Source organism: Arhodomonas sp. SL1, assembly GCF_052060015.1.
In the GTDB taxonomy this organism is placed as follows: Bacteria; Pseudomonadota; Gammaproteobacteria; order Nitrococcales; family Nitrococcaceae; genus Arhodomonas.
In genome coordinates this window covers 1-22,840 of the sequence record NZ_JBPODZ010000022.1, presented here as the reverse complement: position 1 = coordinate 22,840, position 22,840 = coordinate 1, and the positions used below count along the sequence as shown (strand labels likewise).

Below are 22,840 nucleotides of genomic sequence, written 5' to 3'. Positions count from 1 at the left end.
TTCGCAGAATCAGCCCAGAGGCCGCATCACCGCGTCGTCATCGTTAGGACGCCAGGGCGTGAACTGTCGAACTTCGGGTGCCAATGACGATGACCGCAAGCACGATCTAGATCATCATGGCATGTGCTCGCCACCGGGTAGCCCGTATCCCAGTGGTATTAAGCGAAAGACCGATCACTAGAGCGCGTGGCGCCACGCCGGCAACACTGATCTGGAACCAATCCCCTCCGGCTGATTCTCCCAAAGCCTGCATCCCCATGCCCGCACCCACAGGGCAAAGCATGCGAGCGGACATAACAGCTGCGTATGCCGGCTATCCACCGACCTCCTCGTCCGGCACGTACTCAACCAGATCCTCAATTCGGCAATCGAAATAGGCGCAGAGACGGTCCAGATGCTCTGTGCTGGTGGCAAAGCCCCGCCGATTGATCATCCGCGACAAGGTTACCCGGTGGATCCCCGCCCCTTCCGCCACCTCCGCGATCGTGACGCGGCGTCCCTCCCGGAACTCCTTCTCGGCGATCAGCTCTTTGATCTTGAAGCGAAGCATAGCCGCTACGTTAGTTGCCGATGAGATTCCGATGTTACCAGCTGGCTTCAAACGATGCTTGCATGCTGCGCTTAGCGTTGCTATATGTATACGCACGTAGCCGAAAAGTTACGTATGTAGCCAAAGGGAGATGCCACATGACTGACACCTACCTGACCACCGAAGAACTCGCGGCTCGCATCAAGTACGACCCCCGCACGGTCCGGGAACGCCTCAAGGACTCCGTCCTGCTGGAGGGCGTCCACTACATCCGTCCGTTTGGCGGCCGAAAGATCCTTTACGTATGGGAGACCATCGAACGCGACATGGTCCGGCATTCCGAGGAGGGCGGCATGGCGCTGCCTATGGCCAACGGAGGGGCCTGCCATGGGTAGTGTGCGTGTCCGCAGACAGACCGGGAAGCTTCTCTTCGACTTCCGCTACCAGGGCACGCGTTGCCGGGAACAGACCGCCCTCGACGACACGCCGGCCAACCGAAAGAAGATGAAGAAGATCCTCGAGCGGATCGAGGCGGAGATTACACTCGGGACCTTTGAGTACGAACGCTACTTCCCTGAGAGCCCGAACGCCGCAGCGTTCGCCGCCCGGCGCCGAGGCGAACCGGAAGCTGGCTCGACGCCGCTTTTCCGGGACTTCGCCGAGGACTGGATCGAAGAGATGAGCATCCAGTGGCGCCACAGTCACTACGAGACCGTGCGCCTGGCCCTGGATAAGTACCTGACGCCCCATTTCGGGGAGCAAGAGGTTGGCCGCATCACCAAGACAGAGATCCTCGCCTTCCGGTCCCAACTCGCCAAAGTCACGAACCGGAAGGGGGAGCACCTGTCGGCCTCTCGCATCAACCACATCATGACGCCTTTGCGCATGATCCTCAGTGAGGCGGCCAACCGCTTTGAGTTTAGCTCCCCGTACCATGGGGTCAAAAGCCTGAAGGTCCCGCGCACGGACGTGGAGCCATTCAGTCTCGATGAGGTCAGGCTCATCCTCGAGCACGTGCGGCCGGATTTTCGGCCGTACTACACCGTTCGGTTTTTCACCGGGATGCGCACCAGCGAAATCGACGGACTGCAGTGGCAGTACGTGGACTTCGAACGCCGGCAAATCCTGGTCCGTCAGGCGCTCGTCAGGGGCGAGCTGGTCTATACCAAGAACGACGGCTCATTCCGGACCATCGATATGTCGGAGCGGGTGTGCCAGGCCCTACGAGAACAGCGACAGGCCACGGGTCAGCACAAGTTCGTGTTCTGTGCCCGCAATGGGGCGCCTCTGAACCATAACAACGTCACGCAACGGGTGTGGTATCCGCTGCTCCGCTACCTCGGACTACGCCCCCGACGGCCCTACCAGAGCCGCCACACGGCGGCCACCCTCTGGCTGGCCGCCGGCGAGAGCCCAGAGTGGATCGCCCGGCAAATGGGCCATACCACCACGGAGATGCTCTTCCGCGTCTACTCCCGGTTTGTGCCCAACCTCACGCGCCAGGACGGTTCGGCCTTCGAGCGTCTGTTGAGCGCCCATTTCGACGCGGAGCGTGACACGCCCGAAACCGCGGGAGGTGAGCAATGAATACGATGCGCAACGGCCAACGCCATCGCCGCTCGGAACGGCACGGCCTCCTTAATCACCACGTCGGCGTGAAGGCCGCGGCGGTGGCGGTGGCGGTGCCGATTCCCAAGGGTGATCCCGGTGCACAGCAGCAACGACCGCTCGGAACCCACCCGAGAAACCGAGGCCAGGGAGGGTCTGCCACAGCGCACGCCAGCACGGCGGTTCACAATGAGCTCACCCGAATGATGTCGGAGAAGCAGGCTGCACGTCTGCTGGAACGGCTCGTCACAGGCCTGGAAGCCGCCTTCCGAATCGACGCCAACGATTATCGCCTCGTCGGCGTATTGGGAGCGGGCACGGAGCGGAGCAACCACGACGCGCTCCATGCCTGGGTATGGCGAGAGATCGCGGGCGGTTACGCGGAGGAACCCCTCGGGGAGCAGTTGCTGCCAAAGCTGGGCCAGCGCCTGGAGCGGCGGCTACGGCAGTGGGAGGTGGACCAATGGCGTTAATTGCAGACCTGGTCGACCTCGAGCCGCCACGTTGGTCCCGCGGGGCGTATCGGATTGATCGACCCGGCTGGTACACGGGCCGCGACGGGACCCGGTACTTCCATGCCCTGCTGGAAGACCGGACTGGGCTCATCCCCGCTTACGGGTGGCCCCACGCCTTCTCCTGGAGCGGAACGCTCCGTACCGGCAGCACCATCACCTGTACGCTGAGGGCCCGGCCCCGAACGGACCGGATGGTGGTCGATCTGTTCGATGTGGCCGACGGGATTCCCGACGATCTCAATCCCGTTCAGCTCCTCCCCAACCGGGCCCTGCCCCACCCGGAGGCAGTGGCGCGCTTGCAGGCGCTGATCGACCGGGTCCCGGTAGCAACACTCCGCGCATTTCTCGAAGACCTTTTCAGCGATGACGCGATTGCGTTGCCCTTCGTGGAGCGACCGGCGAGCCGAGACCATCATCATGCCTACCCCGGCGGATTGGTCGAGCACTCGCTCGAGGTCGCCGAGCGCGTTGCCTGGTTCCTGTTCAGGGACGTACCCACCGAGGCGAAGGCACTGGCGGTGGTAGCGGGACTCCTCCACGACATCGGTAAGGTCCGAACGTTTGGTCCGGACTATCGCAAGACCACGGTAGGCACGCTGCTCGGCCACGACCAGCTCACCTTGGAGATCCTCTCCGGGCCACTACGCCGGCTTGAGACGAAATGGCCGGACGGCGCGGATTCGCTACGGTATCTGCTCAGCTGGAACGAATATCGCGACAGGGGGCGGACGCTCATACCGGAGGCGCTCGCTATTCGCAACGCCGACCGCTTCAGCGCGGCTCGGGACGCCCAGCGTCGGGCCTTTGCCGGGGCACGGAGCCACCAGCGTTTAGCCCGGTTACGCGGCTATGGACCACCTAGCACCTTCTGGCTCCCACGGCCACCTCCGTGACTCGGCCGTAGGGGCATCGACGAGCGAGAAGCCCAGGAAACCTGGGGAAGCGCCGGCACTCGGCCCCGTGAACGCTTGTCGGGACATTGTCCCACCAGCCCCTGCAGACCGGTCCCGGGACATGTCCTGCGACATGTCCCGGGACAAGCCCTGAGACCGGCACCGCGCGCACGTCCCGCCTTTTCCCGGGACGAGACGGGACATCAGCCGAGACAGTGACCTATGACAGATCGGGACAGAAAGTGGCTGACACTCCAGGACGCCGCCGCCCGGGCGCGCTGCAGCACCAAGACCCTGTATCGGCACATGAACCGTGGGCACCTTGAGTACCAGCGCGGCAAAGACGGGCGTCGATACGTCCCTGAGGACGCCCTACAGACGCGGCACCCGCGCAGCGGGCGCTCATCCCCAACGATCAACGAGCCCGCGCTTGCCGCAATCGCTGAACAACTCGCCGCCATCGTCGCGAAACTCGACAGGCAAGAGGCGATCCTTGAACGACTTATCAGACTTCATCGACCGCGCTCGCTTGCCGATGTCGCCGAAAAGCACGCGTCTCCCGAGGAAGGCGAATAACAGAGCCCCATTCAACCTGCCGCTATGGTCGAGGCGAACCAGACGATCAGGCGATCCCCGCCATGTGCAGCGCAAAATAGTACTGAGCGACCCACGCCCCGTGTGAGCTTTGTCCGGTTGGCGATAGCAAAGTAATATGCAGCCGACCAAACGGCCACGCCTTCTCATGCCGCCGCAGCGGGGCACCAAACTGGACATCGCACCCCTTCAGGTCGACCTCGCGGTTCAGCGCCCGCCGCGCCTGCGCTGAACTGAGATGGCTCGCCGGGCGCAGTGTCACGCGGATCGACGCCAAGGGGTGCATCCGGCGTGCGAACGTCAGATAGGCCACCGCATCATCATGGCCCCCTGCCGCGAACTTGAGGGTATGGTCGCTGGAATTGGTGTTTCGCAGGAACACCCGTAGCCCTTCTCTCAATGGGGGATTCTCATCGGGAGGAGGTTGCTCGGATGTCTGCGCCTGGCGCTGCTCCTCGTCGCGCAACAGCCGCGTAAGCCGCTGCCAGGACCGGTTCAGTAGCTCCCGCTCCACCCTCGTCTTCGGCAGGGCCGGAAATCCGGCATGGAGCTCCGGCATCTGGCGCAAGTCCGGGGTGCTTTCGCGGGTGTCGTGACCTCGGAGGTACCGTGAGCGCGTACCCTGGAAGCGGCTCTTCGCTCCCTCGGCGCGCACATCGCTTGCCGGCAGACGCGTCGGCAAACGCGCACGCTGATTCGCAAAATCCAGGACTTTCTTCACGTACGCTTCCGGCAACTCCACCCGATCCGCAATCGCCTTCGCCGATAAAGCGTCCCGCACCCGCAACGCGCCGACTCGATAGAGATGCGCCGGACCGGGTATGAGGCTTTCGACCTGGAAGGCCCCGGAGGCGGTCTCCAGGATCTCCCGGTCGGTAGCAGCCGCCCAATCAGGCGCCAACGCGTCCCTCAAGCGCTTGCTCCAGTACTGGACCAGCGGTGCAAGGGTTGTGCGGTCGTTGGACCGGCCGCGCCAGCCCCGGGCGGCGTTCCTGCCTTTCAGCAGCAGGGCCGCATCGATGTCGATGCTCCGCTCAAGCCCTTCATACAGACGGCCCTGGAGTGTTTCCGTACGGCCGTAAGCAAGCCATGGAAGGACGTGGATGTAGGACTCGAGGGTAATCTGCGGGCTCGAATGCCCAAGAAGCTCCGCCACGGTAAAGAGATCCCGCCGCCGGCCTTGATCGTTGTAGAACAGGTGTCGTCGGATCTTCTCCGAGACCTCGATGAGTTCCCTCGGAGGCTCCGCGAAGAACTCCCAAATCGGATCCGAAGCGCCATCCGCCTCGATGGCCAATAACATGTTGTTGGCGAAGGAGTGACGAAGGCTATGGACAACGACCGTGGGGTCATTCGTGGCCAGGCGCAGGGCCTTCTGAATAGGCTCCCGGAATTCCTCCTCGCTGGGTTTCACCTGCTCGGCACCCGGCGCCGCGAACAGGTAGTAGTTGCCCCGGGGATCGACACGCCGGTTTGCCTCTCGCTTACGCCAATGATACTCCGCGAATTCCTTGCCGACGCCCCCAGGCATAACGGCGTTCAACGGCAGCCGGCGGCGCGATGACTCGCTTTTGGTCCGCCGTCCCTGGTGTGAACGGACGAGAACTTCTATCCAGAACGAGCTACGGTCTCCGCTGTGAATGCGCGTAACGTCGCAAAGCCGCAGGCCGGCAAGCTCACCTAGGCGTAGTCCCGTCCAGTACGCCACCCGCAGGAGTTGGATGTGCCGGCCGTAGAGACCGGCCTCGCCGCCCGCATTAATCAGGATCTGAGTGGCTCGCCGCAGGTCACAGGGGGAGAGGTAGTTGGCGTTCACCGACATCGGTGTCTTGCCCGAGTCGATTCCATACTCCTGAGCTACATGGACTGGCGGGATACCCATGCGCCTTCCAATATAGTCATGGAATACTTGACACTCGATGGCGGCAGCCTTTCGCGCCTTATCGGCCGTCTTGGTATCGAGGACGCGACGGTAGAAGTCGATCCACGCCTCCGGATCGTCACTATCGTTGAGCTCGAAATCGACGGATTCCAGGAACATGGGCTTACCCACCCGGGATAGGATCGTACGAACCGAGCTCAGGGTGTTGATTCCCGTGTGGTGGGTACACTCCTTGCGCACGACCGCCAGGACCCATACCGCCACCCAATACGGCAGGGGGCCGAGTGTGGGCCCATACGTCGACAACCACGCATTGATTCGCCGAACCGTCCTGGGCCGCCACCCCTCGCCGGGGCCATGGAGGCACGCCACGAGCTCCCTATAGGCCTTGTACACATCGCCGGAGCTCGTTCCCCCGGGAACGCCACTAAGGACCGGACCGTCGATCTTCTGGTCGATGGGTTCACTTGGCGCAGGCGCGCGAGCGCCAGCAGGGCCGAGACGAATTCGACGCTCCGTCTCCACGGACCAGGAAGAGGAAACCGGACGCCCATCCGCCCACGCGTAGAGAAAGGGCATGAAATGGAACCGCCAGGCGACCCGCGCCGCTGCGATGAACGGCTGTGCGCGGTCCAGGGAGTGGGCATCACCGGCCAGGCCGCGGACGAATACCCGGAGCGCATCACCGGCAGGCCGGTTGAATCGCTCGAGCCGGTGCGTCCGCACGAGGTGCATGTAGCGCAGGATCAGGATTGTCGACAAGGGATCGGGATACCAGCGGCGCTGAACCCCCGCGCTTTCAAGCTCAAAGAGCAAGGTAGAGTCGATCAACTCGCCACCGCCGTGAACCTGCTCGAGCAACTGATCGAGCTGGCCGGCGTTGAGGAGTCCACCGTAACGGACCGCGGAAAACAGGAATTGGCCCGCGAGCACCGCGCTCAGATCCGGGACCCACTTCAGCTTCCGCGACGGATGGAGGTAGGTGGGCAGCCAGGGCGCCGGATCACGCGGATCAATCTCCCTTAGGGAACGCAGAAAACCGGCACTAAGCTCACGCAGGGCGGCAAGCCTGTGAAAGTCCTCCGGGATGAACGAGGCACGCGGCCGTCGGAGCGTGATGATGGGACTGGGGATACGCAGATTCCAGTTCCGATGTTGCACACCGCGTTCCAGGGCGCGAACGAAGTACGTATGCGCCTGCTTGGGGCGGCGAATCGCCTGCGCTTCCAAGATCTCGTTTTGTAGGGAGCGGATCGTCTCGTTACCAACACATACACCCCGCACTCCCTCCAGCAGCTCCGGGGATGCCTTGGCGAGTAGCTCACGGACTGCCGCGCGATCCGAGGCCGCGACACTAGCGGCCATCGAATGCCCATCATCCGGCCCCCATAACGCCGAATCCACCGCAACGATCAGGGGTGGATCACCGTCCATCCCAACTCCTGCGCCAGTTTGGTGAGCACCGGTTCCAGCACCAACGCAACATCGGACGGGGCCAGCCCGGAGTACTTCCCATGGGGCTCCTCACCAATGTGCCAGTGACCCATGAACGCTTCGATCACCTCACCGGAAACGCCGCGCTCGGTCAGTTCTGTCCGCAAGTAGTGTCGATTGGCGTTCATCGGCAACTCATACGCCCACTCAAGGTGCTCGGCGAGCCTCTTCGGCTCAACCGGTTGGCAATCGCCCACACGATTCTTCAGGTAGAAGAAGAACGGCACACGCTCGGCATCCAAACCAAGGATCGGTAGGAGCGCGCGGCGATAGTTGTCATAGACACGGAGCTGCTCGACGACAGGTTCCGGCACCCAGACTAGGCGGGCAGAGCGATAGTCGTCGTGATCCTTGTCGCTGATCAGCAAGAGGCCCGTCGCCGAATCCAACATCGTCGCATCCGAGAAGGGGGCCTTCACCGCGCGGTAGCCTGTCATCGCGGCGAGCATGGTTACGCAGTAGGTGGCGAATGCGTTGTGATGCCGGATCCGCTGCCCCGGGCGGTGGAGTTGTTTGCGGTTGTAGGCCACCGCGGCCGCCAGGTCGCCGGCAAGGAGACGGTAGCTGTCCCGGTCCGGACAGACTCGCGAACCCACCACCTCATTGGTGGGTAGGACCGGAAAATGGTCCTCATGCGTGGTCTCAAGCACAAAGCGGGAGAAGTTCGAACTGGTCTTCCAGTAGACCCGTGCAAGACGCTCCTGGGACGCGGAAAGGTAATACATCCCTGCCGTCGGCAGGTTCTCCACCGGCCGCGCGAAAACGGCCGAGGCTACAGTACGATCGCCGCAACGATTCGCGACTGTGAAGGGGAGCTGGTTGCCAAGGCGGGTTGGTGTAACGCGCGCCCCGGTTTGCGCCGATATCCTGGCGAGGACATCCTTAACGAGCACCTCGGCATTCCGCGCGCGAAACAAAGGCTGGGTGCGGTTTCCACGTTGTTTCTGGATCCAGGCCTCAATATGCCGGTTTGCCGCGGCGGGAAGTGGGAGGTAGACGCGGTCAGTAGAGCCGCGGGTATATGGGGCCCATTTGCGCTCCGCCTTCTTGGCACCTTCAGGGCGATATCGGGGAAGAACTACTAAATTAGGCTCTCTCGTGACATACAGGGCGTTTTGGTCCAGACGCTTGGGGAGGCGATCCGAGGACGGGATGAGCAGTGCGGATTCGAGCTGTCGCACCGACCGGCCCGCCCAGAACACCAGCGCCACCAGCGCGGTCAATTCATCGGGGTCGGCCCCCCGCGCCGCGGCCGTTTCTGACGCCTTTTCGGGCAACGCATGGTAGAAGCTCGCAAGGTCGAAGGGAGACAAGCGATTCCAATCGGCAGGAAGCAGCTGGTTGGCGAAGACGATTCCGTTTTGCCTGTTCCGGGCCTTCAATGCCCGGGAAACGGTGCTCTCGCCACGTCCGTGAGCGACCGGGGCTGCATCCTGATACCAGACAGGACCGCTGGCGTTTTCCTCCGGCGACAAACGCAGGCTGCTCGTCGTGTCCTTATCCAGCGGCGACCGACTCGGATACAGGAGACGACCGTGAACCCGACTCTCACGATCGCCAACATGGCGAGCCTCGACGCCCACCCTCTCAACAGTCCTCCTGGAGTGTCCGCCACTGCCCTCCAAGGCACCGTCGAGGGCGAGAATCAGGTCGTGCAGGGCCTGTTGTATGGAGTCGCTCGAGGTCTCTGCGCGGTTGAGCTCATCCCGATACGCCTCCAAGGTATCCAGTCGATCCGGTAATATCGCGCAAAGGCCCTCCTCGGTTGTGGCGTTTCGAAACGCGCGAAAGGAGGCACGCAAACGTGACTCGTAGTGTTTCCCTTTCTTATCGATCTGCTCTACGAGGAGGAGATGGGCGGCGACGAGGGCCGTCTTCAAGGCCTCGAGACGGCGGTGACCGTGCGCAGCGCGATCGGATTTGGGCACGGCCGGCCAGGCGATGAGGCAGTATGTCGGATATTTCGTCCAGATACCCCGCAAGAAACCGGGCGGCGCAGCGTCCCCTGAAGGGGTACCCGAAAGGCTCGGGGCCTGGCGCCCGATGAGCTCCCAGGCTCGACGGGTCTGAACCACCCCCGCACGGTAATGTGCATACTCCGGCTGCTCCGCCGGAATTGGATACGCGGCGTCAGCCATCGGAATCCGAGCCAGTTCCTTCGTCGGGCGCCGTGTACCGGGATACATCGCCCTTCACACGTTGTCGTAGCGCAGAATACGGGGGCGCCGGTTGTTTGCGGTAGCGCGACGCCGGAACGCCGAGATAGTTGCCCAGCGCCGTGACCGTGTTGAGGTTCTCGTAGACGACCGAAAGCTGGTGGCGAGAGGCGTCCGACCACAAACGACGAAGAGGCGTGAAGTCCTTGCTCGGGTTCAGCGAGAAGAGACTCGCCAGGGCCAAAAGCCGGTACTGCTCCGCCTCGGCACAACTTCGGGCTTGGGACGACGGGAGTTGTACCATTGGAACGGCCCAGTGCGGCGCGACAGCCAGAAGCACATGGTATGAAAGCAGCCCGCCCACGACCTCGGTGCCTTCGGTCCGTGATGCCGGGGCAACAACGTAGATCGGGACCGCCTGTGCGAGCAACGTGGCGCCACGTTGGGTGAGTTGCCGGGGCAATGCGAGGGTCAGCGCAAGCTCCTGCGCATGGGCAGTGACGTCGTCCGGAACGCTGGCATGAATCGTCAGGTCACGCGGCGCAATCGAAACGTGCGAATCAGGCATTCCTTGTCAGTGCGCAGCTACCTCTCCTATCACGCATGGTAACTCCGGATCCTGGCGGGCTGATATCGCAGGGTGCGATGATCACCAACCATCTCGCACATGTCGGCTTGAAAATGGAACCGCATTGGCCCCGCGCCATCGGCGCCACGGGCTTCAAACAGGCCTCACAGCGAAACGCCGGGGTGGTCACGGTAGCGGGGGACGTTCAGTCGTAGTAGCGATTCCCGGCTCGTTCGACGTCACGCCGCAACTCCCGGACCTCGCGCGTGAGACTGCCCACCTCCTGGGTATGGCGAAACAGGCGGTCAAGAACCCCCATTGGCAGACCCTTGCTTCGGGAAAAGCGCCCGGCTGAGGGCGGCGAGTGCCCGGGGATCAGCCCGCAGTTCGGCGCCCGTCTCCTCGGCAATACGCGCACGTCTCGCCTCTATGACCTCATCGCTGAGGCGTTCGTTGAGGCGTTGGCGTAGACCGGCAACCTCGTCACGGGTCTGTCGCAGCGCCGTCTCCATCGTCTCGAGGGCCGCTTCCAGCTCGCCTTCGTTCATGCCTGTGGCATCCGGGTCATAGGCGTCGATCGCTCGTCGAATGATCTCCGCGTCGGAGACCCCTTTCGCCTGGCTGAGCTGCTTCACCTTCTCGATGTGCTTGCGGCTGACCAGGTACTGGCGCCGGATCAGGCGCTCGGTGTCTGGTGCTCCCATCTCGCTCGCCCGCGTTATTGATCCGTGAGATTGAGCATACAAGCATGCACGGCCTACACAACTATGGTCGAGTTTCATGGCGGCACTCCTTTGCGCAGCGGAGTTAAGAAGGCAGCATGAGCGGGCAACTGACCGTAAAACGGGTCTGCATCCTCGCCGAGAACCAGTTCAGGGACATCGAGTTGCTCTACCCGCTGCACCGTTCCGCGAGGCCGGTGCCCAAATCGTCGTGGTGGGCCCGGAGAAGACGCGGTATATCGGCAAGCACGGCTGCACGGTGGACGCCGATATCGCCGCCGCCGAGGGCGCCACCCAAGGCTTCGACGTAGTGATCGTGCCCGGCGGCTACGCCGGCAGCGAGTACGTGGACGAACCGGTAGTGATCGACGGCAACCTCATCACCTCGCGCTACCCTCCGGATCTCGGCGACTTCTGCCACGCCGACATCGAAGCGGCGAGCGAGTGAGCCACACCCGGCGCCGGGCCCGCCGCTCGACACCGCTTGCCCCGAAACCATTGCCTCAGCAACAATTCGGCCAAGCCCATTCCCCTCATCCACGAGTGCCCCGTGACCGGCGTCATCAACCCACATCTGCTCTACGCCTTCATTCCCACGTTCTTCCTCGTCTCCATCACGCCGGGCATGTGCATGACGCTTGCGCTGTCGCTCGGCGTGACCATCGGCGTGCGCCGCTCACTGTGGATGATGGCCGGTGAACTCCTCGGGGTGGGCCTGCTGGCGGTATTGGCAACGGTGGGCGTCGCCACCCTCATGCTGCGCTACCCACTCGCGTTCGCGACGCTCCAATACGCCGGCGGGGCCTATCTCCTGTGGCTCGGCGTGCAGATGTGGCGTTCCCGCGGGCGGCTGTCCCTGCAAATCGATCCCGCCGCCGACCAGGGCCCGCCACGGCGTACGGCGCTCGCCCTCCAGGGCTTCGTGACCGCCGTGGCCAACCCCAAGGGCTGGGCTTTCGTGATCGCGCTGCTACCGCCGTTCATCGATGCGGGTCTGCCGCTCGCGCCCCAACTCACCGTGCTGGTGAGCGTGATCCTGGTGCTGGAGTTCACCGCCCTGATGCTCTATGCCAACGGCGGCCGCGCCCTCAGCCGCCTGCTCGAGCGCCGCGGCAGCGTGCAGACGCTCAATCGCATCGCAGGCACGTTGATGATGGGCGTCGGCGTCTGGCTCGCCCTCGGATAAGCGTCCACGACCACCCGAGTAGGCGCCGACTTCGCACAGGCCGGCGAACACCCGCGCTTCCCCTGCACGTCACGCCCACCAGCGCCTCCTGGCTCGACCGTGTCGAGCGCTGTTCCGCTTGGCTCCTTCGCGCAGGTAGGACAGGAGGGTCGTGGCGACGCCGCTCAGGGCCGGAAGGCGTCGTTGCGTCGGTGTTCATGGAATCGCCGGTGCAGTGCCCGCACTTCCGAGGCCAGCGTCGGAACCGGCCCCTCCACCGTGACCGCCGGCGCGATCGCCTCGATCGGCAGCGCGCGCACCGGCGGCGACGGCAGGCCGAGCTCCGAGCGCCATTCGCCGAGCTGGGCCGAGGAACTGGCATAGACCACCCGGGCGAGCCCTACCCAGCCATGGGCGGCGGCACACATCGGGCAGTGCTCGCCGGAGGTGTACACGCTCGCCACCGCACGCGCCGCGGGATCCATGTGCTCCGCGGCCCAGCGCGCCAGGGCGAACTCCGGGTGTCGGGTCGGATCCCCCTCGGTGACGACCCGGTTGCGCTCCTCGGCGAGGATCGCGCCGTCGCCGCTCACCAGGATCGAGCCAAAAGGCTCGTCACCGGCGTCCACGGCCTCGGCGGCCAGCTCGATGCATCGCCGCAGGTATCGGTGATCGCGGTCGGTGGTCATTGGTGGGTTCTCCTGCACCTTCCCCAGCGCCAGTGTAGCTCGAAACCCGGCCGAGACCCGGACGCTCAGGCCTGCCGGAAACGGAACTCGCGGAAACCTTTTGCGCGGCGCTGCATCGGTGTCGGTGAGTGCCATCGTCGATGGTACGAGCGTGAGAACCTGAGGAGGCACCATGTGGAAGATGATCGCACTGGCGGCCGGAGTATTGGCCGCCACCACCGGACTCGCCCATGACGAGGAGGCACTGCACCAATCGCCGCCGGGTGAGCCCTACGTCCCGGTGAGCGAGGCGCTGCCTTTGCCCGAGTTCATCCCCGGCCTCGGCGTGCTCTTTGTCGACCCCGGGACACTGCCGGCCGGACCTTTCCTCGCCTATGACCGGGAAGGCAAGCTGTCCGCCACCGTCTACATGACACCGTTCGCGGCCCTGGAGGACGGTGTTACCTATGAGGAGCTGGGCGTCGGCCTGCACGAGGTGGTCGGCGTCGATATCCATTACAACGCCGGCCACGCCGGCGTGGCGGAGCCGCATGCCCATGTGGTGCTCTACCACGATGACGGCGCGCGGGGGCGACTGGCCGAATGACGCTTACACGACGCCGATTGCTGGCGTTGGGGGGCGGCGGTTTCGCCGCCCTTGCCATCGCCCCTTGGCTGCGTGCCGCGCGCACGCATACGGTGACGATGCAGGGCGACGCCGCCGGCGCACACGTGTGGTTTACGCCCACCGGGCTCGCCGTCAGCCCCGGCGATACCGTCCGGTTCGTGAACGCCGATACGGGCAACAGCCACACGGCGACCGCCTATCACCCCGGTTTGTTCGGCCGTCCGCGCCGGATCCCCGCCCAGGCCAGCGCCTTTCACAGTGACTACCTCCTCCCCGGCGCCGACTACGCGGTCACGCTGATCGCCCGCGGGGTCTACGATTACTACTGTGTGCCCCATGAGCTCGCCGGGATGGTCGGACGGATCGTGGTCGGTGCGCCGGGCGAGCCGGGCTGGCAGCCCGCGGCGCCGGTGCCGTCCGGCCCGCGTGCCGCCATCCTCTCCGCGTTGCCTGGCGTGGACGCGATCCTCGCCCAGGGAAAACACACCTCGGAGGCGGATGCATGAATCCAGATATCGAACCCCAGGAGTACGCCGGTCCCGACGACCCGGTCCCGGAACAGACCCTGGTGGCGCTGGCCCGCTCGGGGGAGGAAGCCGCGGTCCGCGAGCTCATCCGCCGGCTGAATCCAAGGCTGTTCCGCGTCGCCCGGGGGATCGCTGACAGCGACGCGGCGGCGGAGGAGATCGTGCAGGATGCCTATATCACCGCGTTCACACGACTGGAGGAGTTCCGCGGCGAGGCCCGCTTCTCCACCTGGATCACACGCATCGTGGTCAATACCGCGAAGATGCAGCGTCGCAGCCGACGCCACACCGAGGCCTATGACACCGTGGCGGAGACACGCGAATCCGCCGCCGCGGTGCTGCCCTTTCCGGGCCAGACGCCGGAGGCGCCCGAGGCGGCGCTCGGCCGCAACCAGTTCCGGGCACTGCTGGAGGAGGCGATCGGCCGGTTGCCGCCTGAGCTCCGCTTGGTGTTCCTGCTGCGGGAAGCCGAGGGGATGACCATCAAGGCCATCGCCGAGGATTTGCGGCTCCATCCCGTGACGGTGAAGACCCGCCTGTTCCGTGCCCGGCGCCAACTTCGCCGAATCCTGGAACGCCACATCAACGGGGGCTTCGAGAGCCTGTTCCCATTCGCCGGCGCCCGCTGCACGCGGATGGCCGAGCGGGTGGTAAACACGCTCGGTGGGCACCTACGCTGGAGGTAGCTGGACGGTGGCGGATCGGCCATGCTGACCTCCGCCTGCGATGACCCGATTCGCGGAGCGCCCTCTGCCTCCGCGACACTCAGCAGTGCCGATCACTGAATGGGCGCCGATGCCGCTGTCTGGTCCGACCGCTGCCATATCCCCATTCCTGGGAGCCGGTCACGGTCGTGCGGTCGGTCGAAATCCAACACCGGACCGGCGGGCACGATGAGGGTGGGGTTGATGGCTGGATTGGTGTAGTAGCCGACCTTGATGTGTTCCAGGTTGACGGTCTCGCGGACGCCGGGCCACTGATAGAGCTCGCGCAGGTAGTTGGAGAGGTTCGGGTAGTCGTCAATCCGCCGAATGTTGCACTTGAACGCACCATGATAGGCGGCATCGAAGCGAATCAACGTCACGAACAGCCGCCAGTCCGCCTCGGTGAGATAGCGCCCGGCGAGGTAGCGATGCTCCGCTAAGTATGCCTCCAGGCGGTCCAGGGTGCGGAACACGTTGGTGACCGCTGCGTCATAGTGTGTCTGGTCCTTGGCAAAGCCGGCCCGATAGACACCGTTGTTGAGGTTTTCATAGATCAGCGCGTTCCAGGCGTCGATCTCCTCGCGTAGCGGCTCTGGGTAGAAATCGAGATCGTTGCCGGTGAGGTGGTCAAAGGCGGTATTGAGGATGCGCACGATATCGGCGGACTCGTTGTTGACGATGAGCCCCTGATCACGGTCCCAGAGCACCGGCACCGAGACCTTTCCGGTATAGCCGGGGTCGGTGGCGGTGTAGAGCTGGTAGTGATGGGAGACCGGTCCCAGTGTCGGGCCGGCGTCCTGGGGGTGGGCGTAGGTCCAGCCCTCGTCACCCAATACGGCATCGGCGACGGAGAGCGGGACCAGGTCCTCCAGTCCCTTGAGCTTGCGCAGGATCAGCGTCCGCGAGGCCCAGGGACACAGATAGGCGACGAACAGCTTGTAGCGCCCCGCCTCGGCGGGAAACGCCCCGATCGGCTCCGGTCCCGGTTCACCGCTGGGCGTAATCCAGTTGCGAAAGCGTGTGGGCTCGCGCTGAAAGGCCCCACCCTTGATCTCACCATCGGCGATATCGCCTTTGACCCATTGTCCGTTGACAAGTCCTGGCATCGTTGCTTCTCCCGTGTGCGTCTTGCGAGGCGGGAAGGCGATGTGCGCCTCCCCGGATTCGTCGGTAACGGACCGGTTTCCCGGTCCACGAGGCGCCGATCAGACGGGCATGCCCAGGCGCTTGTCCACGGAGTAGGCGCCGCCGCCACCTAGGACGATGGCGATGGTCAGAGAGAGCCACATGAGCGGGTACTCCACACCGCCGTTGGTCCAGAAGAAGCCATTGGGTATATGGGTGCTGAGCGCCACTGCCAGCAGGACCGCAGCAGCCAGCGCCGCTGGGCGCGTCAGCACACCGAGCACGATCGCGAGACCGCCCACAAACTCGATCAGGCCGGCGAGCAGTGCGAAGAGGACGCCGGGCTCCATGCCGAGGGTATCGCCGAAGTAGGCGCCGGTGCCGGAGAGCCCGTAGCCGCCGAACCAGCCGAACAGCTTCTGCGCGCCGTGGGGCATGAGCAGCAGGCCCGTGGTGACGCGCACCAGCGGGTAAGCGAGGAAGGCGAGCTTGTCGGCGGCGCCGACATCGGAGGTGGAGGTAGTTGAGGTCTGCGTCGTCATGGTCTTGCTCCTGTGCATCGGGTTCGAGATGAATTGCCTTGGCAACTGCGGCACAGGATGGGATCGTTTCTTCTCATACGTAAGACGGTCAATTTGGAACACATGGTTGCTGAACTGGAAACCCTTGGAGGTTCGCTGGAGGACGTACGGGCGTTCTGCGCGGTCGCCGAATTTGGCACCGTCTCGGCGGCAGCTCGGCATCTGGGTGAGACCAAGGGCGGGGTGAGTCGTCGGGTATCACGCCTCGAACGCCGCCTCGGGGTGCGGCTACTCGCCCGCACCCCCGGGCGGTGACACCCACCGAGGAGGGGCTCGCCTTCCACGCCCGCGCCAGGGAAGCGCTCGCCTGGCTGGACGAAGCCGCCGAGGGGGCACGCCAGTCACGAGCCGTGCCCCGCGGTCACCTCCGGGTCACCGCGCCGGTGGACTTGGGCATGGATGTGCTGCCCGAGCTGGTGGTTCGGTTCCGGGCACTGCACCCCCAGATCACCGTGGAACTCGTGCTCACCGATGCCCCCATCGATCTTGCGGCCCACCGCGTTGACCTGGCCTTGCGGGCCACGGTGGAAGACCTTCCGGATATGGGGTATCGGGCTTCCACGGTGGCACGGTTCCGGATTGGACTGTACGCATCGCCGGGCTATCTCAAGGCCCACACCGGCGGCCCCGACACGCCTGCCGAGCTCGCCGAACATGCCCTCGTCGTGGCGCGGGAGTTTGCCGGCGCCGCCCACTTGAAACTGACCGATCGCCGCGGTCGGGGCAGTGAGGTGGTCGCTCGCCCGGTGATCCGCGCCAGCGACTACGCCAGTGTGCTGCGAATCGCGGCGGCCGGCGGCGGTATCGCGCCGGTCCCCGATTTTGTGGCGGCGAACTCCATTGTCTCGGGCGCGGTCCAGCGTGTCCTCCCGGAGTGGCATGTATCCGAAGGCACGCTCTACGCCATCACCCTGGGAGGCCATGACGCGCCGGCCCGGGTCCGGGTGTTCCGGGAGTTTGCCCGGGAGCGCCTTGAGGCTTGGGGGCGCCTGTCGACTTGATCTTCGGTCGTCGCGACTATCGCTGCATCTTGATGAGCTTGAGGATATCTACGTTGCCGAGCAGGTCGCTCGGCGTGCATGCGGCGGGGAGGAAGAGGTTCTGAGCGCCGGGATTTCTGGGGTAAGTCGGAGGATTGAGTACGCGGGCTCCCTTCACAAAACCGTTCGCAAGCTCAGCGCCTCTGTGGTAAGCGTCCGACGGCCACCCCCTGCGGGGGGACGGTGGTGGTCTAACGCGAGCGCGAGGGAGGCGGCAGGTTGATCTCGTCGATGTACTCGCCTTCCTCCAGCGCCAGGTCGATGGCGGCATCGAGCCGCCGGAGCAGCTCGTTGAGGGTCTCGCCCTTTCGGCGCCGGAGCATGGCCAGCGCGTTGTGCTCGTCGTTGGCGATGGCGACGACGCCAACCGGGTCGAGGTGGCCCACGGTGATCTGGCCGTCGTCCTCCATCAGGGTCTCGATGTTCACCAGTGTCGGGGTTTCGGGCACGGCCATAGGGCCTCCGCTCAGGCAGCCTGGAGGTGATGGTCTCCCAGCTCGCCGGCCAGATTCCAGGGCAGCAGTGCCTCGATCTCGCGGATCGGGTGCTCGGCGATGCGCTCGAGGACCGTTCGCAGGTAGGCATACGGGTCGAGCCCGTTCAGCGGCGCGCTCGCCGCCCCGGTCGGAACCGACGAAGAGGTAATTCTTGCGCCCGAGCGCGACGCCGCGCGAGGGTGCGCTCGGCGCCATTGTTGTCGATCTCGAGCCGCCCGTCGACGAGGTAGCGCGTCAGGGCCTTCCAGCGGCCGAGCGCATAGCCCACTGCCGCGGCGAGCGCGGATTTTGCCGATAGCATGCCGAGGATCTCGGTGAACCAGGTCTTGAGCTCGGCGATGAGTGGACCGGGGCGGGCCTGGCGGGCGGTGCGGCGCTCCTCAGGTGGGCGGCCGCGGATCTCAGCCTCGATGGCGTAGAGCGCGCCGACGCGCTCGAGCGCCTCACGCGCGAGCGGCGAGCTGCTGGCCGCCGCGATGTCGTGGAACTTGCGACGCACGTGCGCCCAGCACGCCGCCTCCTCGATGCGCCCCGTGGCGCACAGCGCCCCGAAGCCGGCATAGCCGTCGGCCTTGAGCGTGCCGGTGTACCCCGCGAGGTGGCGCTGGGGATGGCAGCCCTTGCGATCGGCGCTGTAGCGGAAGACGACGGTCGAGGCGGCTGACCCTGACCAGCCGCGCTCCTCACGCACGTCGGTCCACAGCCGGGCGGTGCGCATGCGCCCCCGCCCGGGATCGAGCACCCGGTACCGGCGTGTCGTCGGCGTGCAGGCTGGCGCCACCGAGCACGTGGCGTTCCAGCGCTTCGCCGAGCGGGGCGAGCAGCGCGCTCGCCGCCCCCACCCAGTCGGCGAGCGTGGAGCGCTCGATGGCCACGCCCTCGCGGGCGTAGATCTGCGCCTGGCGGTAGAGCGGAAGGTGGTCACAGTACTTCGCTACGAGCACGTGGGCGAGCAGTCCCGGCCCGGCCAGACCGCGGGCAATGGGGCGCTCGGCGGCCGGTGCCTGCACCACCGCCGCGCAGGCGCGGCAGCGCTGCTTAGGGCGCACGTGGCGGATCACCCGGAAGGAGGCGGGACCGTACTCGAGCACCTCGGTGACGTCCTCGCCAAGGTAGCTCAGCGTGTCACCGCACTTCGGGCATGTGCACACAGGCGCTTGCACCCACTCACAGTCGCGGTGCTGACGCCGGCTGCGCAGCGTCGCCAACTCCGCCCGGCTGTCCCGCGAGCTCGGCGCGCGGGACAGCACCCTCCTCGGGCCATTTCGGGGTATTGGCGGGCGTCGTCGGAATCCGCGCAGTATACCGAGGGCCATCCCGCGGGCCACGCGGCTAGCACCTCCTGTTGCGGGCCGAACGTGCGCTGCGGAAGACGAAGATGTGCCTGGAAAACGGATCCTTGCTCAGCTGCTGGGCCACCAGCGCCATGGACAGCGCCCCCGCGTCGCCGCCGCCGCGGACGACCAGCCGGTGGTCAACGCTCAGGGTGATCTTCACCTCGCCGTCAGAGGAGTGCACCGGCATAGGGCACAGTGACTCGGCAACCCCGATGGAAGTGCCCGCCATATGAATCGGAACGAGAGCGGCGCTCGCCCCGCCAGCCACTCGGGGAGCTTCTACGCTGGCGTCCACTTCGCTTCCGGGGGGACACGTATCAAGTGCCGACAGTGCCCATGGAAACGCTATCATTGGCCATCGTCGCAGATAAGGGAAGGCGGTGCCGGCCGGACCCTTACATCTCTAACCGGTTACTGCGGAGGCTGGGTTACGACCGGAAACCTTTCATCATCTGCTTCCAGCCGGCGCCTGCCCCGTAAGCGTATGCCTACGAGAAGACGGTCATGGGCGGACGCTTACGGAGTAGCTGACGCAGTTGATATCGCCTTGCTACTACCCCTTTCGGCATCACGATGGCTGACCACTTGATCCGTCATGCGGCGGGTGACGCGATTGGGCACGGGGGCTTCCTATCGAGAAATGCATTCTTATAGTTCCGTATAGGAGCACACTTATGTGCCCGTAGCTCGAGGTAAAGTGGTGTCGTTTGGTCAGTGACTTTCTGACTGTTACATCTATATCCTTCTGATATCCCAGTATAATAACGAATTTCTCCGCTTAACCCCGACGCATCTGATCGGCCTCCGGAGCCGAAGGTCACAGGTTCGAATCCTGTCGGGCGCGCCAATTAAATCAAGAGCTTATAAGACCTCCCTCGCACCCCCCTCCCCGCCGTGTGCCCAAACTGTGCCCACAGCTTGAATCGAACCGAGTAGACGAAGGCCTGGAACCCGTTGGTTTCGAGCGTTAGCTCGCGTGCCCGTTGTGGACATTGTCGGCGTGGTGTGGACTTCCCCCGTTTGCCCGACAGCCGATGTCGCACGGAGCTGCCACTCTGTAAGCGTAATCGAATGGAGACAAAAGCGGGGGTCGGTCCATGATCGTGGATGAGACATTTACCGGGTGCCTTATCGGCGGCGCCATCGGTGATGCGCTGGGGGCGCCGGTAGAGTTCCTCAGTGCCGACCAGATCAACGCCCGCTGCGGCAGGAAAGGGGTCCGTGACTTCGAGCCCGCCTACGGGCGGAGCGGCGCTATCACCGACGATACGCAGATGACGCTGTTCACCGCCGTCGAGCTGCGCCGGCTCACCGGGCTCGACGATAACGCCTATCAGGAGATCGCCGAGCTCTTTCCCCTGGAGTGATCGTTCTGTAATCCTGCGGCTCGCAGGGACGAAGAGGTGTCCAAGGATTAAAGGGGGCGCACCACCGGACCGAATCCCGCCGCAAATCATGCTGTGGGACGCACCCCCGGCCAAGGATGCCGAGGTCAGCGCCGATCCGCTCGGCACGGAGTCCTCGCGGGTGCCGGCCAGGACGGCCTAATGATTACCTCAGGAGCCGTGAGGCCAGCCCACCTATCTTGCCCTTGCCGCGGTGCCTCGATATTCTCATGCATCATGATGATTACTTGGATACCATCAGGATGCGCACCACTCTGACCATCGAAGACCGCTTGGCCGAGGAGCTCAAGCGCGCCGCGCATTCCAGCGGTAAGTCCTTCAAGCAGATCGTCAACGAGGCCCTGCGGGCCGGTTTGGCGGCCCGCGAACGGCCCTCGGCTCGACCGTATCACCTGGAGCCAGCCCACATGGGAGGGCTTGCCGCCGGCGTCGATCTCACCAAGGCTCGTCAACTCGCTGATCGGCTGGAGGATGACGCCCTCGCCGCCAAACTCGAACAGCGGAAATGATCCTGGTTGACGCCAATCTGCTACTGTACGCGGTCAACGCGGACTTGCCGCAACACGCCCGGGCGCGCCACTGGTGGGAGCAGGTTCTATCCGGCACCGAGGCCGTGGGCATCCCCTGGGTCGTGATCCTCGCCTTTCTGCGTCTCAGCACCAATCCGCGTATCTTCGAGCGGCCTTTGTCCGTCGAGGGGGCGATGGCCTATGTCGATCAGTGGATGGCGCAACCCCCGGTCAATGCCGTGGCACCGGGTCTTAATCACTGGCCGGTGCTCCGCAATCTGATGGAGGCCGTCGGCACGGGGGGCAATCTCACCACCGACGCGCATATCGCCGCGCTGGCACTGGAACATGGCTACACGGTTTACTCGGCGGACAACGACTTCCGGCGCTTTGCCGGTGTCCGGTACGTCAATCCGCTAGAGAACGGCTAACGCGCGCTGGATGGCCGCGGCCCCGGCCAGGTGATGGAGGAGCACCTCCAGGGCCGTGGGGTATCGTGTCATTGCCCTGCGTCCTCCTCCTCAATGAGCCTACTTCCGGTACTTGAGCACCTCCATCAGCTCGGAGACGATGGCTTCGGTATCACCGCGCTGCTGGGCGGTCACCACATGGTTATTGAGGTGGCTGCGCAGTACCAGGTCCCCAACCTTCTTCAAGGCGCCCTCGATCGCACTGATCTGTTTGAGCACGTCCACGCAGTAGACGTCCTCGCGCTCCAACATCCGCGCGACCCCGTCCACATGGCCCCGCACCGACAGCAAACGTCGACGCGCCTGCTCCTTGATCTCCGGGTCCAGGCTGAGGCTGCAACAGCTCTCGTCATTCATCTCTGCGTTCCCCAAGACTGTGATCACCATGGGCTTGAGACCAGAGCCCCATTCCGCTCGACCCACCCCACCAGGGAGGGCATAGTTACGAATCCAAGGATCTCCCCAATCCGAAGCGCCTGTCAAAAAAGGATCGCGCGGCCCCTATTCGACGCTCAAGGCAATTTGGTGACCAACGCCCCCAAGCCCGATAGGGCGATCCGTCTTCAGCGAGTTGGGATCGAGCACCCAGGTTATCGACTCCTGTGAACTGGTAACGACTCGTACTCCGCGGACCGCCATAGCCTGGTAACCCGCGGGGCGACGCACGTCCTCCCGTCCGCCGCCCCTGCCTGGTGGGCTATTCGGACTGTCCACCGGACATGCCGTGCATGCCCGAGCCCTGATCGGGCTTCAGCAACCCCTGCATCTCGTTTCGGAAGGTGACGCAATTCTCTAGCATCTGACGCTGAACATCGGCAAGCGCCGTGTAGGCCTTGCCGACCGCTTCCGGATCAGGCGCGGCCTCACGATACAGGCCCGCGAGGGCAAAGCGTTTCTCCTGCATCTGCTGCATGAGGTCGAACTGCTCGTTCATGTGTCCCTTTCGCAACTCCGTCAGGCGCGCCTTGTCCTCGGCACTGAGATTCCGCTGGCCCATCATCATGCCGGGGCCCATGCCCTGACCCATCATCCCGGGACCCATGCCCTGACCCATCATCCCGGGACCCATGCCCTGACCCATCATGCCGGGGCCCATGCCCTGACCCATCATCCCGGGACCCATGCCCTGACCCATCATGCCGGGGCCCATGCCCTGGCCCATCATGCCGGGACCCATGCCCTGGCCCATCATGCCGGGACCCATGCCCTGGCCCATCATGCC

General features: G+C 64.7%; 27 protein-coding genes and 1 pseudogene. 15 read left to right on the top strand and 13 right to left on the bottom strand.

Features of this window, described 5'->3' with window-relative positions:
* Nucleotides 1-313 precede the first annotated feature (313 nt).
* Nucleotides 314-550: a helix-turn-helix domain-containing protein gene (locus tag ACQ754_RS16295; protein ID WP_440998104.1), complete on the bottom strand. Its 237-nt coding sequence runs from the start codon at nucleotides 548-550 to the stop codon at nucleotides 314-316.
* A gap of 137 nt (nucleotides 551-687) precedes the next feature.
* Between ACQ754_RS16295 and ACQ754_RS16290 the strand changes: the two genes are divergently transcribed.
* The 5 genes from ACQ754_RS16290 to ACQ754_RS16270 all read left to right on the top strand — a co-directional run bounded on the left by ACQ754_RS16290 (nucleotide 688) and on the right by ACQ754_RS16270 (nucleotide 4,121).
* A complete protein-coding gene (locus ACQ754_RS16290) occupies nucleotides 688-924 on the top strand; it encodes a hypothetical protein (protein WP_440998103.1) in 237 nt (78 codons plus the stop codon).
* Nucleotides 917-2,116: an Arm DNA-binding domain-containing protein gene (locus tag ACQ754_RS16285; protein WP_440998102.1), complete on the top strand. Its 1,200-nt coding sequence runs from the start codon at nucleotides 917-919 to the stop codon at nucleotides 2,114-2,116. The genes ACQ754_RS16290 and ACQ754_RS16285 overlap by 8 nt, the downstream gene beginning before the upstream one ends.
* Nucleotides 2,113-2,610, top strand: coding sequence for a hypothetical protein (locus ACQ754_RS16280; RefSeq protein WP_440998101.1), 498 nt, complete (start codon nucleotides 2,113-2,115; stop codon nucleotides 2,608-2,610). The genes ACQ754_RS16285 and ACQ754_RS16280 overlap by 4 nt, the downstream gene beginning before the upstream one ends.
* The gene (locus ACQ754_RS16275) at nucleotides 2,601-3,545 is read left to right on the top strand and encodes an HD domain-containing protein (RefSeq protein WP_440998100.1); all 945 of its coding nucleotides are present in this window, start codon (nucleotides 2,601-2,603) and stop codon (nucleotides 3,543-3,545) included. The genes ACQ754_RS16280 and ACQ754_RS16275 overlap by 10 nt, the downstream gene beginning before the upstream one ends.
* 222 nt (nucleotides 3,546-3,767) lie before the next feature.
* Nucleotides 3,768-4,121 carry a helix-turn-helix domain-containing protein gene (locus ACQ754_RS16270; protein ID WP_440998099.1) on the top strand — a complete coding sequence of 118 codons (354 nt, stop codon included), beginning with the start codon at nucleotides 3,768-3,770 and terminating at the stop codon, nucleotides 4,119-4,121.
* Between the two features lie 46 nt (nucleotides 4,122-4,167).
* Here ACQ754_RS16270 and ACQ754_RS16265 read toward each other — a convergent pair whose 3' ends face one another.
* From ACQ754_RS16265 to ACQ754_RS16250, 4 genes are all read right to left on the bottom strand, one after another.
* Complete coding sequence (locus ACQ754_RS16265; protein WP_440998098.1) at nucleotides 4,168-7,455, bottom strand: tyrosine-type recombinase/integrase; 3,288 nt, start codon at nucleotides 7,453-7,455, stop codon at nucleotides 4,168-4,170.
* Nucleotides 7,434-9,653: a hypothetical protein gene (locus ACQ754_RS16260; RefSeq protein WP_440998097.1), complete on the bottom strand. Its 2,220-nt coding sequence runs from the start codon at nucleotides 9,651-9,653 to the stop codon at nucleotides 7,434-7,436. The genes ACQ754_RS16265 and ACQ754_RS16260 overlap by 22 nt, the downstream gene beginning before the upstream one ends.
* Nucleotides 9,646-10,239 (bottom strand): hypothetical protein, encoded by a 594-nt coding sequence (locus ACQ754_RS16255; RefSeq protein ID WP_440998096.1) that lies wholly within the window; start codon nucleotides 10,237-10,239, stop codon nucleotides 9,646-9,648. The genes ACQ754_RS16260 and ACQ754_RS16255 overlap by 8 nt, the downstream gene beginning before the upstream one ends.
* 305 nt (nucleotides 10,240-10,544) lie before the next feature.
* Nucleotides 10,545-10,943 carry a hypothetical protein gene (locus ACQ754_RS16250; RefSeq protein ID WP_440998095.1) on the bottom strand — a complete coding sequence of 133 codons (399 nt, stop codon included), beginning with the start codon at nucleotides 10,941-10,943 and terminating at the stop codon, nucleotides 10,545-10,547.
* A gap of 229 nt (nucleotides 10,944-11,172) precedes the next feature.
* Between ACQ754_RS16250 and ACQ754_RS16245 the strand changes: the two genes are divergently transcribed.
* The gene (locus ACQ754_RS16245; RefSeq protein WP_440998094.1) at nucleotides 11,173-11,409 is read left to right on the top strand and encodes a DJ-1/PfpI family protein; all 237 of its coding nucleotides are present in this window, start codon (nucleotides 11,173-11,175) and stop codon (nucleotides 11,407-11,409) included.
* Between the two features lie 102 nt (nucleotides 11,410-11,511).
* Entirely contained in the window at nucleotides 11,512-12,147 is a 636-nt protein-coding gene (locus tag ACQ754_RS16240; protein WP_440998093.1) for a LysE family translocator, read from the top strand.
* Nucleotides 12,148-12,311: 164 nt separating this feature from the next.
* On the opposite strand, the gene ACQ754_RS16235 is transcribed toward ACQ754_RS16240, so the two are convergent.
* The gene (locus ACQ754_RS16235) at nucleotides 12,312-12,815 is read right to left on the bottom strand and encodes a nucleoside deaminase (protein WP_440998092.1); all 504 of its coding nucleotides are present in this window, start codon (nucleotides 12,813-12,815) and stop codon (nucleotides 12,312-12,314) included.
* A gap of 172 nt (nucleotides 12,816-12,987) precedes the next feature.
* Between ACQ754_RS16235 and ACQ754_RS16230 the strand changes: the two genes are divergently transcribed.
* Genes ACQ754_RS16230 through ACQ754_RS16220 form a run of 3 tightly spaced genes read left to right on the top strand, consistent with a single transcriptional unit; the run spans nucleotide 12,988 to nucleotide 14,635 of the window.
* The gene (locus ACQ754_RS16230; protein ID WP_440998091.1) at nucleotides 12,988-13,401 is read left to right on the top strand and encodes a hypothetical protein; all 414 of its coding nucleotides are present in this window, start codon (nucleotides 12,988-12,990) and stop codon (nucleotides 13,399-13,401) included.
* A complete protein-coding gene (locus ACQ754_RS16225; protein WP_440998090.1) occupies nucleotides 13,398-13,928 on the top strand; it encodes a plastocyanin/azurin family copper-binding protein in 531 nt (176 codons plus the stop codon). Before ACQ754_RS16230 ends, ACQ754_RS16225 begins: the two co-directional genes overlap by 4 nt.
* A complete protein-coding gene (locus ACQ754_RS16220; RefSeq protein WP_440998089.1) occupies nucleotides 13,925-14,635 on the top strand; it encodes an RNA polymerase sigma factor in 711 nt (236 codons plus the stop codon). The genes ACQ754_RS16225 and ACQ754_RS16220 overlap by 4 nt, the downstream gene beginning before the upstream one ends.
* Before the next feature lie 92 nt (nucleotides 14,636-14,727).
* On the opposite strand, the gene ACQ754_RS16215 is transcribed toward ACQ754_RS16220, so the two are convergent.
* A complete protein-coding gene (locus ACQ754_RS16215) occupies nucleotides 14,728-15,759 on the bottom strand; it encodes a glutathione S-transferase family protein (protein ID WP_440998088.1) in 1,032 nt (343 codons plus the stop codon).
* A 99-nt stretch (nucleotides 15,760-15,858) separates the two neighbouring features.
* Nucleotides 15,859-16,320 carry a DoxX family protein gene (locus ACQ754_RS16210; RefSeq protein WP_440998087.1) on the bottom strand — a complete coding sequence of 154 codons (462 nt, stop codon included), beginning with the start codon at nucleotides 16,318-16,320 and terminating at the stop codon, nucleotides 15,859-15,861.
* Nucleotides 16,321-16,422: 102 nt separating this feature from the next.
* On the opposite strand from ACQ754_RS16210, the gene ACQ754_RS16205 reads away from it, so the two are divergent.
* Nucleotides 16,423-16,614: a helix-turn-helix domain-containing protein gene (locus ACQ754_RS16205; protein WP_440998086.1), complete on the top strand. Its 192-nt coding sequence runs from the start codon at nucleotides 16,423-16,425 to the stop codon at nucleotides 16,612-16,614.
* A complete protein-coding gene (locus tag ACQ754_RS16200) occupies nucleotides 16,611-17,360 on the top strand; it encodes a substrate binding domain-containing protein (RefSeq protein WP_440998085.1) in 750 nt (249 codons plus the stop codon). Before ACQ754_RS16205 ends, ACQ754_RS16200 begins: the two co-directional genes overlap by 4 nt.
* Before the next feature lie 230 nt (nucleotides 17,361-17,590).
* On the opposite strand, the gene ACQ754_RS16195 is transcribed toward ACQ754_RS16200, so the two are convergent.
* The 3 genes and pseudogenes from ACQ754_RS16195 to ACQ754_RS16185 form a co-directional block, all read right to left on the bottom strand.
* The gene (locus ACQ754_RS16195; RefSeq protein WP_440998084.1) at nucleotides 17,591-17,854 is read right to left on the bottom strand and encodes a hypothetical protein; all 264 of its coding nucleotides are present in this window, start codon (nucleotides 17,852-17,854) and stop codon (nucleotides 17,591-17,593) included.
* An 11-nt stretch (nucleotides 17,855-17,865) separates the two neighbouring features.
* Nucleotides 17,866-19,059 (bottom strand): annotated as a pseudogene (gene tnpC / locus ACQ754_RS16190) (IS66 family transposase); the annotation flags it as partial.
* 169 nt (nucleotides 19,060-19,228) lie between these two features.
* Nucleotides 19,229-19,462, bottom strand: coding sequence for a hypothetical protein (locus ACQ754_RS16185; RefSeq protein ID WP_440998083.1), 234 nt, complete (start codon nucleotides 19,460-19,462; stop codon nucleotides 19,229-19,231).
* An 868-nt stretch (nucleotides 19,463-20,330) separates the two neighbouring features.
* Here ACQ754_RS16185 and ACQ754_RS16180 point away from each other — a divergent pair.
* The 3 genes from ACQ754_RS16180 (at nucleotide 20,331) to ACQ754_RS16170 (ending at nucleotide 21,579) form a co-directional block, all read left to right on the top strand.
* A complete protein-coding gene (locus ACQ754_RS16180) occupies nucleotides 20,331-20,600 on the top strand; it encodes an ADP-ribosylglycohydrolase family protein (protein ID WP_440998082.1) in 270 nt (89 codons plus the stop codon).
* Nucleotides 20,601-20,881: 281 nt separating this feature from the next.
* Nucleotides 20,882-21,148: a hypothetical protein gene (locus tag ACQ754_RS16175; RefSeq protein WP_440998081.1), complete on the top strand. Its 267-nt coding sequence runs from the start codon at nucleotides 20,882-20,884 to the stop codon at nucleotides 21,146-21,148.
* Nucleotides 21,145-21,579 (top strand): type II toxin-antitoxin system VapC family toxin, encoded by a 435-nt coding sequence (locus ACQ754_RS16170; protein WP_440998080.1) that lies wholly within the window; start codon nucleotides 21,145-21,147, stop codon nucleotides 21,577-21,579. The genes ACQ754_RS16175 and ACQ754_RS16170 overlap by 4 nt, the downstream gene beginning before the upstream one ends.
* A gap of 99 nt (nucleotides 21,580-21,678) precedes the next feature.
* Here the strand turns inward: ACQ754_RS16170 and ACQ754_RS16165 are convergent, their stop codons facing one another.
* Both ACQ754_RS16165 and ACQ754_RS16160 read right to left on the bottom strand, forming a co-directional pair.
* Complete coding sequence (locus tag ACQ754_RS16165) at nucleotides 21,679-21,975, bottom strand: metal-sensitive transcriptional regulator (RefSeq protein WP_440998079.1); 297 nt, start codon at nucleotides 21,973-21,975, stop codon at nucleotides 21,679-21,681.
* Nucleotides 21,976-22,315: 340 nt separating this feature from the next.
* Nucleotides 22,316-22,840: hypothetical protein (locus ACQ754_RS16160; RefSeq protein ID WP_440998078.1), on the bottom strand; the 525-nt coding region annotated here is incomplete at its 5' end.